Source organism: Colwellia sp. BRX9-1 (assembly GCF_014077195.1).
Lineage (GTDB): Bacteria > Pseudomonadota > Gammaproteobacteria > Enterobacterales > Alteromonadaceae > Colwellia_A.
In genome coordinates this window covers 248639-263464 of sequence record NZ_JACGVM010000003.1, presented here as the reverse complement: position 1 = coordinate 263464, position 14826 = coordinate 248639, and the positions used below count along the sequence as shown (strand labels likewise).

The 14826-nt window shown below is 37.1% G+C and carries 13 protein-coding genes; 8 read left to right on the top strand and 5 right to left on the bottom strand.

Features of this window, described 5'->3' with window-relative positions; translation table 11 throughout:
• The first annotated feature begins 18 nt into the window (after window positions 1-18).
• Window positions 19-837 (top strand): Dam family site-specific DNA-(adenine-N6)-methyltransferase, encoded by an 819-nt coding sequence (locus H4J76_RS05550; RefSeq protein ID WP_220463144.1) that lies wholly within the window; start codon window positions 19-21, stop codon window positions 835-837.
• Window positions 838-855: 18 nt separating this feature from the next.
• On the opposite strand, the gene H4J76_RS05545 is transcribed toward H4J76_RS05550, so the two are convergent.
• Window positions 856-1086 carry a DUF2970 domain-containing protein gene (locus H4J76_RS05545; RefSeq protein ID WP_259368901.1) on the bottom strand — a complete coding sequence of 77 codons (231 nt, stop codon included), beginning with the start codon at window positions 1084-1086 and terminating at the stop codon, window positions 856-858.
• 312 nt (window positions 1087-1398) lie between these two features.
• Between H4J76_RS05545 and H4J76_RS05540 the strand changes: the two genes are divergently transcribed.
• The gene (locus H4J76_RS05540; RefSeq protein ID WP_182213850.1) at window positions 1399-2580 is read left to right on the top strand and encodes a GGDEF domain-containing protein; all 1182 of its coding nucleotides are present in this window, start codon (window positions 1399-1401) and stop codon (window positions 2578-2580) included.
• A gap of 57 nt (window positions 2581-2637) precedes the next feature.
• On the opposite strand, the gene nagB is transcribed toward H4J76_RS05540, so the two are convergent.
• Window positions 2638-3444 carry a glucosamine-6-phosphate deaminase gene (nagB, locus tag H4J76_RS05535; protein ID WP_182213848.1) on the bottom strand — a complete coding sequence of 269 codons (807 nt, stop codon included), beginning with the start codon at window positions 3442-3444 and terminating at the stop codon, window positions 2638-2640.
• A gap of 240 nt (window positions 3445-3684) precedes the next feature.
• Window positions 3685-4374, bottom strand: a complete 690-nt coding sequence (locus tag H4J76_RS05530) for a TorF family putative porin (protein WP_182213846.1) — start codon at window positions 4372-4374, stop codon at window positions 3685-3687.
• A 447-nt stretch (window positions 4375-4821) separates the two neighbouring features.
• Here H4J76_RS05530 and rpe point away from each other — a divergent pair, with 447 nt between their 5' ends.
• On the top strand, window positions 4822-5496 hold the full coding sequence (gene rpe, locus H4J76_RS05525) for a ribulose-phosphate 3-epimerase (RefSeq protein ID WP_182213845.1): 675 nt from the start codon (window positions 4822-4824) through the stop codon (window positions 5494-5496).
• 39 nt (window positions 5497-5535) lie between these two features.
• Complete coding sequence (trpS, locus tag H4J76_RS05520; protein WP_182213843.1) at window positions 5536-6540, top strand: tryptophan--tRNA ligase; 1005 nt, start codon at window positions 5536-5538, stop codon at window positions 6538-6540.
• Window positions 6541-6628: 88 nt separating this feature from the next.
• Here trpS and H4J76_RS05515 read toward each other — a convergent pair whose 3' ends face one another.
• On the bottom strand, window positions 6629-7603 hold the full coding sequence (locus tag H4J76_RS05515; RefSeq protein WP_182213841.1) for an FHA domain-containing protein: 975 nt from the start codon (window positions 7601-7603) through the stop codon (window positions 6629-6631).
• Window positions 7594-8847 (bottom strand): serine protease, encoded by a 1254-nt coding sequence (locus H4J76_RS05510; protein ID WP_182213839.1) that lies wholly within the window; start codon window positions 8845-8847, stop codon window positions 7594-7596. Before H4J76_RS05510 ends, H4J76_RS05515 begins: the two co-directional genes overlap by 10 nt.
• A 141-nt stretch (window positions 8848-8988) precedes the next feature.
• On the opposite strand from H4J76_RS05510, the gene H4J76_RS05505 reads away from it, so the two are divergent.
• The 4 genes from H4J76_RS05505 (at window position 8989) to feoB (ending at window position 14683) form a co-directional block, all read left to right on the top strand.
• Window positions 8989-9411 (top strand): CBS domain-containing protein, encoded by a 423-nt coding sequence (locus H4J76_RS05505; RefSeq protein ID WP_182213838.1) that lies wholly within the window; start codon window positions 8989-8991, stop codon window positions 9409-9411.
• A 323-nt stretch (window positions 9412-9734) separates the two neighbouring features.
• Window positions 9735-11915, top strand: coding sequence for a TonB-dependent receptor (locus H4J76_RS05500; RefSeq protein ID WP_182213836.1), 2181 nt, complete (start codon window positions 9735-9737; stop codon window positions 11913-11915).
• A gap of 327 nt (window positions 11916-12242) precedes the next feature.
• Window positions 12243-12467, top strand: coding sequence for a FeoA family protein (locus H4J76_RS05495; RefSeq protein WP_182213834.1), 225 nt, complete (start codon window positions 12243-12245; stop codon window positions 12465-12467).
• Window positions 12467-14683, top strand: a complete 2217-nt coding sequence (feoB, locus tag H4J76_RS05490; protein ID WP_182213833.1) for a ferrous iron transport protein B — start codon at window positions 12467-12469, stop codon at window positions 14681-14683. The genes H4J76_RS05495 and feoB overlap by 1 nt, the downstream gene beginning before the upstream one ends.
• The last annotated feature ends 143 nt before the right edge of the window (window positions 14684-14826 follow it).

Here is a 14826-nt window from a genome sequence, read left to right as displayed (position 1 = left end):
GTAAGGCAAATGGGTTAAATGATCAAAAAGCATCGAGCATTTTTAAAGTGGGCTGGCGGAAAATACGGCCTCAGCGATGTAATTAATAAAATGTTACCCAAAGGGGAGCGTTTAGTCGAACCTTTTGTCGGTGCTGGTTCAGTATTTCTGAACAGTAATTTTGACCATTACTTGTTAAATGATATAAATCAAGACTTAATCAATCTCTATAATATTATTAAAGAAAACCCACAAAAATTTATCAAAGATTCAGCGATATACTTTACGCCTGAATATAATCAATCTGAAGTTTATTACCGGTTACGAAAAGAGTTTAATGCCAGTAGTGACAGCTACTTTCGTTCGCTGGTATTTCTTTATATGAACCGTCATGGTTATAATGGCTTATGTCGATATAATAAATCGGGCGGTTATAATGTTCCCTTTGGTAAATATAAACGTCCATATTTTCCTGAAAATGAAATGCTGTATTTTGCGGAAAAAGCTAAGAAAGCCACTTTTGTTTGTGAAGGTTACCGAGAAACTTTTGCCAGGGCAAAAAGTGGCGATGTCATTTACTGTGATCCCCCTTATGTACCATTAAGTAAAACAGCTAGTTTTACCAGTTATGTTGGTAATGGCTTTGGTTTAGATGAGCAAGCTGATTTAGCCAATATTGCTGAAGAAGTCACTGAGCAAGATAAAATATCAGTATTGATCAGTAATCATGACACTATCTGGACACGTAAAATATATGAGCATGCCAGTAAGCAAAAAACGATACAAGTAGCGCGCACTATTAGCCAAAAGGCGAGTAAACGTAATAAAGTTGCAGAGTTACTGGTACTTTATAAGTAAGCTTCTAAGTCACTTATCTTAAGGTAAAACTAAAGATACTGCCGCGATCAACACGCCTATAAATATAGCTACACCTATTACAGCAGCAATGATGAAGTGGCTTAGTTTTCCTTCACTAAAATCTCTATCGCGGTTTTTATTACTTTGTACGCCAAAAAAAGCGGCGCCGACGCTTTTAGCGGTCGTTTTAAAACTACTGCTTTTATCAGAAGAATTTGTTTTTTTTGATAAGTTTTCCGTTGGCATCATATAATCCTTTTGTTGGGTGACACTTGATAGTCGCTTACTTTTCGCGCTAAAACAATCCTAAATATATTTCATCATTACTATCTACACGTTTTAGCGTTATCGAACGAGCAACTTATTTCAAGGTGATCGCTAACGTGGTGGCGATGAACAATGATTACCTGTTTAACATAACAGGGTAAAGACGATATAAATTATAAAAAATACATATATTTTTGACAGTAAAATATAGCTAGTCTATGCTAAATTGTATATTTGTCTAATATACAGATTATTTATCTAATTTACTGATAAAAATAGAAAAAGGATTTTCCATTGAACACTGATTTACTCAATTATGTTAACTTTCCCGCTTTAATTATTAATGAGCAAGGAACTGTAGTTAGTCGTAGTAAACACATCAAGCATAAATATCATATTAATGAGGGAGATGACTTCTTTGCATTATGTGACAGTAAGGTTAGTTTATCTGAATTCATTCTCAACATTTCTAATATGCCTTTAGGCTCAAATGATAAATGTTTAACACATTTTAGTTTTATCCAAAAAAATATAGAGGTGTATGTCAGTATTATCAGTAAACAGCCGATTCTGTTTCTTATTGAATATAGTGCTGAATTACTACAGGACTCATCTGTTGTTGATTTAGTCGACCACTCGAATAATTTATTGTCCTTAGTTGATAAAAACTATCACTATTTGTCAGTTAATGAGCAATATAGCCTTAAATGGGGCTTGCAAAAAGCGGACATTATTAACCAACATGTTATAACGGTCTTAGGAGAAGAAGCTTTCAATAAAGTGGTTAAGAAAGAGCTCGATTTATGTTTTTCAGGCAAGGTGAGAACTTATACTGATTGGTTTTATTCAGAAAATAAAAAACAAATGCTCTTTCTCAAAGTTGCTTATCAGCCTGTTTTTGATAGTCATTCAGACCAAGTTAACTCTGTAGCCGTTACAGTAACTGATATTACCGATATTCAAGTACTCAATGAAAAACTGACGGAACAAGCTTTCCATGATCCGCTAACCACCTTAGATAATCGATACGCTTTAATGGCATATTTCGATAAACTTTCTGCCACACTGACCAGAAATGATTGTTACAGTCTAGTAATGATAGACTTAGATGATTTTAAACGCGTTAATGATTCATACGGTCATAATATCGGTGATGAACTGTTAAAAGCCTTCGCGGTTAACTTAAAAAACACTTTACGTGCCGATGACTTTTGTTGTCGATGGGGCGGAGATGAATTTGTGCTGTTATTAGCGCAAGGAAACACAGCTCAAACATTAGTCACTGCGAGATATAATATAAACGATCGATTTCAGCAACTGCAAGAGAAAGTTTACCAGGTGGCAAAGCATAAATTATCATTGAGATTCTCATTCGGTTTAGCGTTATTTCCTCAACAATCCAAGAGCTTAGAACAACTCATCTCGATAGCAGACAGCAAAATGTACCGAGACAAAAAACTACAAAAGTTAAGTTAAATCTCACCTCAACAAAGGTCCCTAGATTAGGGACCTTTTATTGAAGCATTCACTTTGTTAATAATTATGATAAAAACCATAAGTTTCGTTGATTTTACGGTGTTGCTGATCAGCCCAAAGGTAATACTGATGATCTTGTAGTTGGCTTGCAGCTGCTTTGTCTAACAAAATAACTGCATTTTCATGCATCTGTAATGCGGATGCCGGACACATAGCGGATAAAGCTCCGGTGATCATTGTATTTACTGCTTGGGCTTTATTTTCTCCTGTCGCCATTAATAATACATAGCGAGCATCCATAATAGTGCCAATACCCATGGTCATTGCCATCGTTGGTTGTGTTTCACCGTCTTTAAATAAGCGGCTATTATCTGTCAGTGTTTGCTGGGTTAATGTTTTGATACGGGTACGAGATGATAAGCTCGAAGTCGGTTCATTAAAACCAATATGGCCATTAGCGCCAATACCTAATATTTGTAAGTCGATACCCCCCAATGATTTTATTTTGTTTTCATAGTTAAGCCCTTGTTCACGAGGGTTTTGGTTATGGTTACACGTTGGTAGGTAGGTATTGGTTTGTGCTATGTCTACGTTATCAAATAAATGCTCTTTCATAAAACTCCGATAACTTTGAGCATTATTAGCATTAATATTATGGTATTCATCAAGATTAAATGACGAGACGTGGCTAAAGCTTAGCCCTTCATTTTTATGTTTATTAACTAAATGTTTATAGAGGCTAATCGGGGTGCTACCGGTAGCAAGACCGAGCACAGGTTTGGCTTTTTTAGTGATTAATTCACTGACCCATTGTGCTGCATGCTCTGCAACTTGTTCAGCATCATCAAAAATAATTATTTGCATGTAAAATCCTTAAAATTTAATTTAATTAGGTAAAATTTCACTAATGGATGCAAATCGTTATTGTGATGAATATCGGCTTTTTGGTTTCGCTAAATATATTAATTAGGTTTAAATATCTTAGCTATGCCGCCGTTTATTTTTAAATCAACACTAATATAATTGTACTACGCGAAGATTTTTTTTGCACTGTCTTTAACTATCTTTAAAAAGCCAGTAAAATTATTACTGGCTTATCTTTATTTATAAGTCGATATCAACCGAATAAGAAATGACAAACTTCATATCATCATTATCGATGTCGGTATCAGATACCGCAAAGGTAAAGCCATCTTTACTTAAGCTAACACTGTAATCGTTATAATCTTCTGCGATCATGGCGTCGTCAAAAGAATAATCGCCAAGATGAAAAGCTAAGGTTAAACCATCAGCTACTTCAAACTCTGCTCCCGCTGCAATATATAAGCTGGCATCAGCAAAAGCAGCACCGTCGTCGTTATGAATTCCGTAACTTGCTGAAAGTGAAAAATATGAATAGCCCAAAGAGCCATATATCTCGCCAAAATCATATTCGTTAGTACTATCAGTTTGGGCTGAGTCAGGGTAGGCATAATAAATATAACCCACATCATAACTAACATCTTCGTTTAATTGGCCGCTAAAACCTAAGTAGAAATCTAGTTCAGCACTCGCATCATCACCAAAATCGACATTTGAAGCCCAAGCTCCAGCATAAAAGCCTGAATCGTCAGCATAGTCGATACCACCAGAAATAGCGGCAGCATTGTCTGTTTGGCTAACACCACGCCATATATAGTTACTACTAGCAGCAACATTAGCAGATAAACCTTCAACAGCTGATGCTTGTGTTGATAATAATGAAGTAGCGGCAAGTAAAGATGTGAGCGATATCGATAATAGTGTTTTTTTCATAATAGTCTCTTTATGTAGTAGTTTTTTATTTAATATTTTAGGGCTAAACCATACATTGCAAGGTAGATGCCTGAGCGACATAATAATATTAATAAATTTTACATAGTTATTTCAATGACTTGGTGAGGTTGTTTTTTTTATTATGAGGATCGCTCACTAATAGATGATCTTTATTGGTGCAATTAAATCGTTAACGCTCATAAAAAGTGCATAAAATATCGACTGGTATTATCTGGTATGGAGTGGTCTTTCTTGGCAGTCTTTCACGTTATAGTTAAGCCGTGGTTATAAAAAGTAATCAGAGCACGAAATAATCATGAGCATTCGACACTAAAAGAGCAATCGCTGGGTAACATTGAGTTAAATAACGCTTGGACGCATGAATTTATAGAGTTTTCCCTTAGGTCGTTGTTATAATGTTGCGCAATATTCTAAAAAGGTTTATCTATGTCTTCATTTTTAATTGCTCCTTCTATATTGTCTGCTGATTTCGCACGTTTAGGTGATGATGTTGCTAAGGTTTTAGCTGCGGGTGCCGATGTTGTGCACTTCGATGTAATGGATAATCATTTTGTGCCTAACTTAACTTTTGGCCCAATGATTTGTCAGTCGCTACGTGATTACGGTATTACCGCACCTATTGATGTACATTTAATGGTCAAGCAGGTTGATAGTTTAATTCCAGGCTTTGCTAAAGCAGGCGCAGATATTATCACTTTTCATCCAGAGGCAAGTGATCATATTGATCGTACTCTGCAATTAATAAAAGACCATGGCTGTAAAGCGGGACTGGTACTAAATCCGGCCACACCATTGAATTGTTTAGATTTTGTTATGGATAAACTTGATGTTATCTTGTTGATGTCAGTTAATCCTGGCTTTGGTGGTCAATCGTTTATTCCAACCACATTGGATAAGTTGAGATTAGTAAAAGAGCGCATCATCGCTAGTGGACGTGATATTCGTTTACAGGTTGATGGCGGTGTTAAAGCAGACAATATTGCTGAGATAGCGGCGGCGGGCGCTGACATGTTCGTTGCAGGGTCAGCCATTTTCTCAAAGCCAGATTATAAGCTGGCGATTGATGAAATGCGCAGCGAATTAGCGACAGTTAGCCAATAGTTTAATTAACAAATAAATCAAATAAAATAAAGAGAAATCATGAGTAAACCTATCGTATTAAGCGGCTGTCAGCCATCAGGTGATTTAACCATTGGTAATTATTTAGGTGCGTTAAAACAATGGGTTAGCATGCAAGATAGCCATGAGTGCTATTACATGTTGGTTGATCAACATGCTATTACTGTTCGCCCAAACCCCGCTGATTTGCGAAAGGCGACGCTTGATGGCCTAGCCTTGTATCTAGCCTGCGGCGTTGACCCAGAAAAGAGTACCATCTTTATTCAATCACATGTCCCTGAACATGCTCAGCTTAGTTGGGTGTTAAATTGTTACACACAAATGGGCGAATTGAACAGAATGACGCAATACAAAGATAAGTCACAAAAGTCTGAAGCAAATATGAATTCAGGTTTATTTACTTATCCAGTCTTAATGGCAGCAGATATTCTTCTCTATAATGCTGACCGTGTGCCGGTTGGTGAAGATCAAAAGCAGCATCTAGAATTAGCTCGTGATATAGCGACTCGTTTTAATAATCTTCATGGTGACACATTCACTGTGCCAGACCCTTATATTCCTGAATTTGGTGCGCGAGTAATGAGCTTACTTGAACCAACAAAGAAAATGTCAAAATCAGACGCTAATCCTGGTAATTTTATTGGCTTATTAGAAGACCCTAAAAAAATCAGTAAAAAAATCAAACGCGCCATGACTGATTCTGATGAAGAAGCTAATATTTATTTCAATATTGAAGAAAAACCAGGTGTATCAAATTTACTGTCTTTATTGTCTTGTTGTACAGGTGAAACCGTTGAGCAGTTAGTACCACAATATGAAGATAAAATGTACGGGCACTTAAAAGGTGACGTTGCTAATGCTGTGGTTGCTTTATTAGAACCTATTCAGCAAAGATATCATCAGATCCGTGAGGACCAGGCTTATTTAGATGCAGTGATGAAAGCAGGCGCTGAAAAAGCATCAGCTAGAGCAAGTAAAATATTAGCAAAAGTTTATGATGCGGTAGGTTTTATTCCTCGACCTTAATGTGTCGTCATCACTCAGTCGTTATTCTCTGGGCTAACAAACAAAAAAGCTAACGAACTCGTTAGCTTTTTCTGTTTATTAAGGCGCTTTATTTGTCTTCAAGTGCTGCTTCTTGCGCATCGTTAAATAATGTTTTACTGCTCTCAAGAAAGCCTTGGACATTATTGCTGTGAGTAAATAAATAACTTGGCGCCATTAACGTGGTATTAAAAGCGGGACGGATACTGAATTCAGGTTTTTTACTTAACTGAATTAAGAAGCTACCACCAAACAATAGCAGCGTCATGCAACTTGCTATTACTGTTCTGCGTCGAGTGCTCATATGAAAACCAATTTGGCAATTTAGCCAGAATAAACAAAATGCCAATACAATAGGTAAGAAAGTGGCAAGTACGCTGAGTATTGACTGAGATGAAGCATTAAAGCTGGTGATGTTTTCAATAAAATCACTTAGCCACATTAAATTATAAAAGACAAAGCAGATGCCTAATTGTCCCCAAAATCTAGCATCATGCTTGGTTAAATGAGAAACCAAAGCAACACCAATAGGCCAAAGCCCAAAGAGTAAAGTCATGCCAATAGCCGGTACTAATAACTGAGTGAAATTGACTTCTACAGGGTTGTGAAGGTTAAATAACCAGCCGGTAACACTGGCAAATAATAAAATATTTATGGCTAAAAAGACCGGATGTCTTGTTAAGGTTAAAATATTTTCAAAAGGGCTAAAACTAATGCTTTCAGGTACGGGATGATCGGGAAAAACAATGCGTACTAAACTTTTGCCAATCATAAAGACTTGTCCAGAACGAACGATGTGCTGATGGACAGCTGATTTTGTTTTTGAAAACTCATCGTCATAAAAGCTGCCGTTAATAGAGCCTTCATCGTTTAGCAGCCAATGTTCACCATTAAAATTAAGGCTAAGATGTTGGGCACAAATATGTGGGTCCGCCATAATAATATCATTATCATAACCACGACCAATATTGATGTGATTTTGTATAAATTTATGTCGAGCTATTAATTTATGGGCGCGAGTAATTTCTTCTATGATTATTTCCATGAAATAGACTCCATAAATTTCTCTGTAAATTTGAGTGCACTATTTTGCGTAACGCCAGCGACAGTAAAGTGGCTAAGTAAGGCTTGGTCGCCCTTATCAACAGAAATAGCTATATATAAAACGTCAAATAATTTAGGGAAATCTTTGTAGGCACGGGTACAAAAAACTGATTTGTTGGTAATCGCTTGGTTTGATGGTGTAACAATATCGTGCTGACATTGAAACTCAGTAACATCATCTTTACCCGCTTTGTTTCCTGGCATGACTTGCGTTAATTGACGCTCAAATATTTGATAAAACTTAGTGTCACTAAGTTCTTTTGCTTGCATATAGCGATATTCCATTTCAATAGAGCCGGTGAAAAAATCATTTGAGATGTAAGTGTTTTCATCCAAAGAACAATTAGCAACCACGGCTAGAACAATAGCATCTGCCTTATCAGCGTTTGACTCTCCCCAACAACGAATAAAAGGAATATTAACCACGGGAATTAAACCTTCTCCTAAAGGGCGCATCTGCCATTCGCTATTTAACAAGGTGGTAATTAACTTGTCTTGATTATCGGCAAGTTGTTGTGCCATTTGTGCTGCAATACTTTCAGAATTACCTGTTTTATAACGCTTGTATAAGTTAAGCAGTTTATCGTGTGGTACTAAAAATCCGATTTGATTACCTGAAGTCGCCACATTTATCCCAACGACTTCAGAGTTTTTATTAACGACAGGTCCGCCACTCATCCCAGAGTTCACTGAGCCGGTAAAATGGATGCGGTCGTTAAAAGATTCATTCTTCAAACCATTGTAAGTGCCGGGTACTACTATCATGCCTAAATCGTGCGGGTTACCTAACGAATAAAGCTCTTCGCCTTTTTGGGGAACACGCTGTGCAATTTTAAAGAAAGGCATTTCGCCATCAGTCGTTCTTTTTACCAAGGCTAGATCATTGATAACATCAACACTTTGTAAAGTAAGTGGCGCTTTTTTACCTTGGTGATCAAAAATTTCAATCGTGTACTTATTGGGATGACGCGCATAGCCAGAAATAACGTGATAATTGGTTGCAATTAAACCGTCGGCACTAATTTGAAAACCAGAGCCAATTGATGACTTTTCACCGCTGGCGATGTCTATAAGTCTTATTTGATAAAGTGACGGAGCAAGTTGTTTGAATATTTCTTCTGCTTGTTCGGTGGCATAACTTATTGTGCTAACACACAATAAAATTAAGGTAGTTAAACCTTTCATTTATATTCCTTATTTTGAGTCTTAGTTCATTGTGCCATTGTTAGGTTAATTGTCATCTATTATCCCCAAATAAAGTAAATTCTCTTTGTTGTTTGTTAATGTATTGTATAGTTAAGAATAAAATGGATAAAAGGTAGCGTAATGAAAATAGCCAGCATCATGACCAAAGCATTTGTTAGTGTCTCTTTGGACGATACGTTATTGACGATAAAAAATATTTTTGAACATGCTAATTTTCATCATTTACTGGTCGTTGATAATAAACAATTATCAGGGGTTATTTCAGACAGAGATCTTCTCAAAGCACTGAGTCCTAATATCGGCACTGCCGCAGAGCTCCCAAGAGATACAGCAACCTTAAACAAGAAAGCGCATCAAATACTGAATCGCAAATTGGTCACCTTAACGCCTAACGCTAATGTTTTTGATGCCATTGATATTTTCAATCAGACTAAAACGTCATGTATTCCTATTGTTGATGAAAATAGCATTCCCGTTGGCATATTAACTTGGCGAGATATCATGAAAACTTTAGGAGATAAAAATGCAGAGCGCCGTAATTAAGACAATAAGTTATTAACTATTGTCTAGGTTTAAAGCAATTATGTTGCTTAAAGTAACTGCCGTTAATAGGTTAAATTAGTCTGCTTTGAAAATAAGCTAGTTGTGCATTTTTTGCTTTTAACGTTAATCAGCTCTGTAGCTAAGGTTTTTAGTTAAATAACGATTACTCTTCTAAAATGTCTTGTTTGACTTAGGTCAAGTAAGTCATTTTTTATTGCGACATTATGTCGCAGTTCACTGTTTTTACTTTGTTTTTATTGATTATAGCTAACACAATAGTATTAATTCTATTTGGTATACTCAAACAAGTAAGTGAAACAACTATGACGTTTTCAATTAAACCCATTGCTTTAGCAATAAGCTCTTCATTAGTTTTTAGCAGTCTTTTGTCTATTAGTGCTTTTGCTAATAATACGTTTGATTCAACGGCTAACCTCGATGAGATTGAAGTGATCACTATCACTCATCAACGTCACCATATCGGCATTGAAAATAATGAAAGTTATGCCCAAGGGAAGACTACGGAGCCCGATTTAGCGAGTTGGTTAAAGTCGGTCCCTGGTGCAAATGTCAACAGTAATGGCCCGGTAACGGGTATTGCACAATATCGTGGCCTATATGGCGACCGAATTTCAACCACACTTGATGGACAAGCGGTCATTGGCGCTGGTCCTAATGCTATGGACACACCCTTAAGTTATTCTACGCCATTAATTGTTGAGTCTATGACTGTCTATCGTGGTATCGCCCCGGTTTCTGCCGGCATAAATACCTTGGGTGGTGCTATTGATGTAAAAATGCGTAAAGCAGAAGCCAATAATAGCGAGAAACTCGCGATAAATGGTGATTTACAAGCAGGTGTTCGAAGCAATAATGAAGCGCAAACATTATCATCGGTGGTTAATCTTACCAAAGGTGATATTGCTGGGCTTTTTTATGGCAATGTTCAAGAAGGTGAGAATATGGAAAGTGGCGATAGTAAAATTATATCGCCAACTGATTTTGCTAAACGACAATTTGGCACTGATTTACGTTATTTTGGCGAGAGTAGTGAAACAGGTTTTAGCTACCATTATACAGATACCCAAGATTCGGGTACGCCAGCATTACCTATGGATATAGAATATATTTATAGTCACCGAGCAAGTTTAGACGGTAACTTTATCTGGGCCGATTGGCAAGCAGATTGGTTGTTAGGCTACACCGATGCCGATCATGGTATGACTAACTTTGAAAAGCGATTGAATAATAATCCAGAAAAACATCGTCGTAATAATGCTACGGGTATAACAACTAATTTTAATTTTTCGCTGGGTAAATCTTTTACTTTTGGTGAGTTAGAATTTGGCTTCGATGGTTATTTAGCCAAGCATGACTCTGTGATCACCAATCCAAATAACTCGATGTTTGCCGTGGTAAACTTTAATGATGTCAAAGATGATCGCTTTGGGCTATTTGCACAATGGCAGCAAACCTTTAACAATACCAAAGTTCAGTTAGGCGTCCGTTTAAAAAGAGCTGAATTAGATGCAGGTCAAGTGGCAACATCTATGGCAATGATGATTATGCCGATGGGCTCTGCAATGATGGATAATATGAATTCAGCTATGCCAACGATGGCTGATTTAGCCATAGACTTACGGGATAACTTTAATAACAGTGATCACAGTGTTAATGATACCAATATAGATATCGCATTAAGCACGGAAACTCAATTATCGAAAGATTTATCATTATATATAGGCGTAGGTTTAAAAAATAGAGCGCCTTCATATCAAGAGCTTTATCTCTGGACCCCGATGGAATCAACGGGTGGGCTGGCCGACGGTAACACTTATGTGGGTAATATGGATCTTAACAGTGAGACAGCTTATCAAGCGGATGTCGGTTTTACCTACCAAACTGAAAAAGTTATGATCACACCTCATTTCTTCTATCAAAATATTGATGACTATATTCAAGGTACTCCTTTAGGTATGTTGGATATGTCAGCAAAAATGATGGCCCAAATGATGGCGGGTGATGATAACCCTCTAAAGTTTACTAATGTAGATGCTAAGCTTTATGGTGCTGATGTAAATGGCTATTACACTATAAATGATCAAATACAATTATCAGCCGTGGTCAGTTACGTACGTGGCGAACGTCGTGATATTAATGATAACTTGTATCGTATTGCGCCATTGAATGGTCAGTTAAGTGCCAATTACTTTAGTGAGAATTGGTCTGTAAATATGGTTTTAGTGATGGCCGCCGCACAAAAAGATATTTCATTAACGAATCAGGAACAAACAAGTGCTGGTTATGGTGTGATGAATGTAGACGCTCAATATTACGTCAATAATCAATTAACGCTTCGTTTTGGCGTTGATAATCTACTCAATAAAGAATATCAAAATCACTTAGGTGGCTATAACCGAGTCAAAGGCAGTGATGTAACGTTTATGGACCGTTTACCTGAAGAAGGTACCAGTGCATGGGCAGAAATGACATATAGCTTTTAATCTATAAATCATACTGTCATTAAAATAGTAAATCGCTGACAAGCTATTTGGATTTGTCAGCGATGTTTCATTAGGTAATATTTAATTTTCATAATAACAATACCTCTCTTACCTTTTCGCTATTTTTACGTAAGCTGCGCAGATAAATCCAGTTATATTTTTAATATGATTATATTGAACGCTTGCTAAACTATTAAATTTTAAATCAAATTTATTAGTAGATTAATTTAAGCTGATTTAGATCAATTACGCTGTTATATACGCTTGCTGAAAAGTTAATAGTAAAGTAGAATCAAATGATAATCATTATTATTTGAGTTGTTGTTTATGACCCTTTCACAATTGAGGCGTACCCAACGAGCGGTGATCCGCACGTTGCCAACAAATTTCGATTTGACTTCAAAGTTAATCGAGCAGGGTTTTGCGTTAAAAACTGAGATATCATTAGCCCATAAAGCACCATTTAATGGGCCACTTGCCTTTCATCTCCATGGTACTAAAATTTGCTTAGCACCGAGTATTGCTCAACAAATAGGTATAGAAATCGTCTAATGTCACAAGCTTTACATTTGGCTCTAGTTGGCTTTGCCAATTCAGGAAAAAGCACGTTTTTTAATGCTCTAACGGGCGCGAAACAACAAACAGGAAACTGGACTGGCGTCACTGTAGCGACAAAACAGCAGCGCTTCTCATTTAATAATGAGCAAGTTTTACTTTCAGACTTACCTGGCATTAGTTCTCTCGCCACTCGAACTGAACAAAGTAAAGACCTGACTATTACCCAAGATTTTCTTAAAAATAACGACATTGATTGTTTAATTAATGTCGTCGATGCGACGCAATTAAAGCGTCAGTTGTATTTAACGACTCAGCTACTTGAACTCGGTTTACCGGTATTATTGGTTATCAATAAATCTGATCGAAAAGAAGCGCAAACCGTTGATATAAATATTTTAGCCAAAGAACTTGGCTGTAAAGTTATTATTGCCAACAGCTTAGCTAAAGATACCTTAAAACAAGTTGAACAGGCTTTACTTGAATTACCTAAAGCAAGTGAACGTCCAAAGAAATTAATGTTATCAGCAGATATTGTCAATAAACTCGCGGACAAAAACTCAACTGAGGTGTTAATTGATCTTGAATGTGGCGCTTGTAATGATCAAGGTGGCTGTCAGCAAACCAATACCGATGCTATTAGTATTATGCAGGCGCGTTACGAGTTTATTCAGCAGTTATTGATCGATGTTAAAAAGGGTCTACCGGCTTCCAAAAAAGCACCGGCAATAAGTTTAAGTGACCGCCTTGACCATTTTATCCTTCATCCTTGGTTAGGTGTGCCCGTTTTTCTTAGCATGATGTACTTATTGTTTATGTTTGCAATCAATGTTGGTAGCGCTTTTATCGACTTTTTTGATATTTTAGCCGGCGCTATTTTTGTCGATTACCCGCAAAGATTTTTATCAAGTTATGATTTACCTCAGTGGTTGCTAACCTTAATTGAAGGAGCTGGCTTAGGTATTCAAACGGTCGCTACTTTTATTCCAATCATCGCTTGTTTATTCATTGGTTTATCGATTTTAGAAAGCAGTGGCTACTTAGCGCGTGCAGCGTTTGTGGTTGACAGTGCTATGCAAAAAATTGGTTTACCCGGCAAAGCTTTTGTCCCTTTAATTGTTGGTTTTGGTTGTACGGTTCCTGCTGTAATGTCGGCACGAATTCTTGATAGTGAGCGTGAACGTATCACCACCATAATGATGTCACCGTTTATGTCGTGTGGGGCACGTTTACCGGTATATGCTTTATTTGCTGCGGCATTTTTCCCGGATTCTGGGCAAAACTTAGTTTTCTTATTGTACTTAATCGGTATAGCGGCAGCACTATTCACTGGATTTTTATTAAAGCACACGGTATTAATGGGCAAAAATTCTGTCAATATTATGGAATTACCGCTTTATGAAATACCTAAGCTTTCTTATCTAGTGCATCGTGTTTGGCAACGTACTCGGTCTTTTATTTTGGGGGCAGGTAAAACGATTGTCTTAGTGGTTTGTGTACTCAACTTCTTTAACTCATTAGGTACTGATGGTCAGTTTGGTCATCAAGACTCTCAAGAGTCGGTATTAAGTAAAAGTGCTCAGGTTGTTACCCCTTTACTTGCACCTATGGGTATTAAGGAAGATAACTGGCAAGCAAGTGTTGGCATTATTACCGGCTTGTTTGCGAAAGAGGCTTTAGTGGCTACATTTAATAGTCTCTATACCGATGTGAATGCAGAGCCAGAAGCATTAAAGTCAATGGCTGAGTTGTGGACTGACGCGACGGATTCAATAAAAGAAAACTTATTAGGTATTCAAGCTGATGATCCTTTAGGGACTGATATCGGAGATGTTACCAACTTACATACCGCCGCAGAAGAACAAGGCGTTAATGAAGGAACATTCACCGTTATGCAGGCTGCATTTGCCGGTAAAATTGGCGCATTTAGTTACTTGTTATTTATTTTGCTTTATACACCTTGTGCAGCAGCTATGGGCGCAATAAAGAGTGAAGTTGGCAGTCGTTGGGCTGGATTTGCGGCTTTATGGAGCTTTTCATTGGCTTATTTAGCGGCGACATTTACTTATCAAGTGGCAACCTTTGCTACTAATCCGTTGTCAGCGGGAATTAGCATCATCATTGTCATTGCCATTTTTGCGGCGATATATTATTGGTTAAAGCGTTTTGGTAAAAGTATTTTAACAATCCCAACACAAGTTTCTTATTATTAATTTAAGCTAAGCTCAGCTTTTGCTAAAAAATACCGATAGATTGTTTATCGGTATTTTTTTAGGCTGAAACTTCTGCTCATCTTGCTCATTAACCCAAAGTCACTCTTTACTGCTATGCTTAAATTCATTAGACCGTAAATTTA

Coding starts and splice junctions, on each gene's coding strand:
- H4J76_RS05530 (WP_182213846.1), bottom strand. CDS start 4,374: ATGAAAAAAACACTATTATCGATATCGCTCACATCTTTACTTGCCGCT.
- rpe (WP_182213845.1), top strand. CDS start 4,822: ATGTCTTCATTTTTAATTGCTCCTTCTATATTGTCTGCTGATTTCGCA.
- nagB (WP_182213848.1), bottom strand. CDS start 3,444: ATGCAAATAATTATTTTTGATGATGCTGAACAAGTTGCAGAGCATGCA.
- H4J76_RS05505 (WP_182213838.1), top strand. CDS start 8,989: ATGAAAATAGCCAGCATCATGACCAAAGCATTTGTTAGTGTCTCTTTG.
- H4J76_RS05510 (WP_182213839.1), bottom strand. CDS start 8,847: ATGAAAGGTTTAACTACCTTAATTTTATTGTGTGTTAGCACAATAAGT.
- H4J76_RS05515 (WP_182213841.1), bottom strand. CDS start 7,603: ATGGAAATAATCATAGAAGAAATTACTCGCGCCCATAAATTAATAGCT.
- trpS (WP_182213843.1), top strand. CDS start 5,536: ATGAGTAAACCTATCGTATTAAGCGGCTGTCAGCCATCAGGTGATTTA.
- H4J76_RS05550 (WP_220463144.1), top strand. CDS start 19: ATGATCAAAAAGCATCGAGCATTTTTAAAGTGGGCTGGCGGAAAATAC.
- H4J76_RS05545 (WP_259368901.1), bottom strand. CDS start 1,086: ATGATGCCAACGGAAAACTTATCAAAAAAAACAAATTCTTCTGATAAA.
- H4J76_RS05495 (WP_182213834.1), top strand. CDS start 12,243: ATGACCCTTTCACAATTGAGGCGTACCCAACGAGCGGTGATCCGCACG.
- H4J76_RS05500 (WP_182213836.1), top strand. CDS start 9,735: ATGACGTTTTCAATTAAACCCATTGCTTTAGCAATAAGCTCTTCATTA.
- feoB (WP_182213833.1), top strand. CDS start 12,467: ATGTCACAAGCTTTACATTTGGCTCTAGTTGGCTTTGCCAATTCAGGA.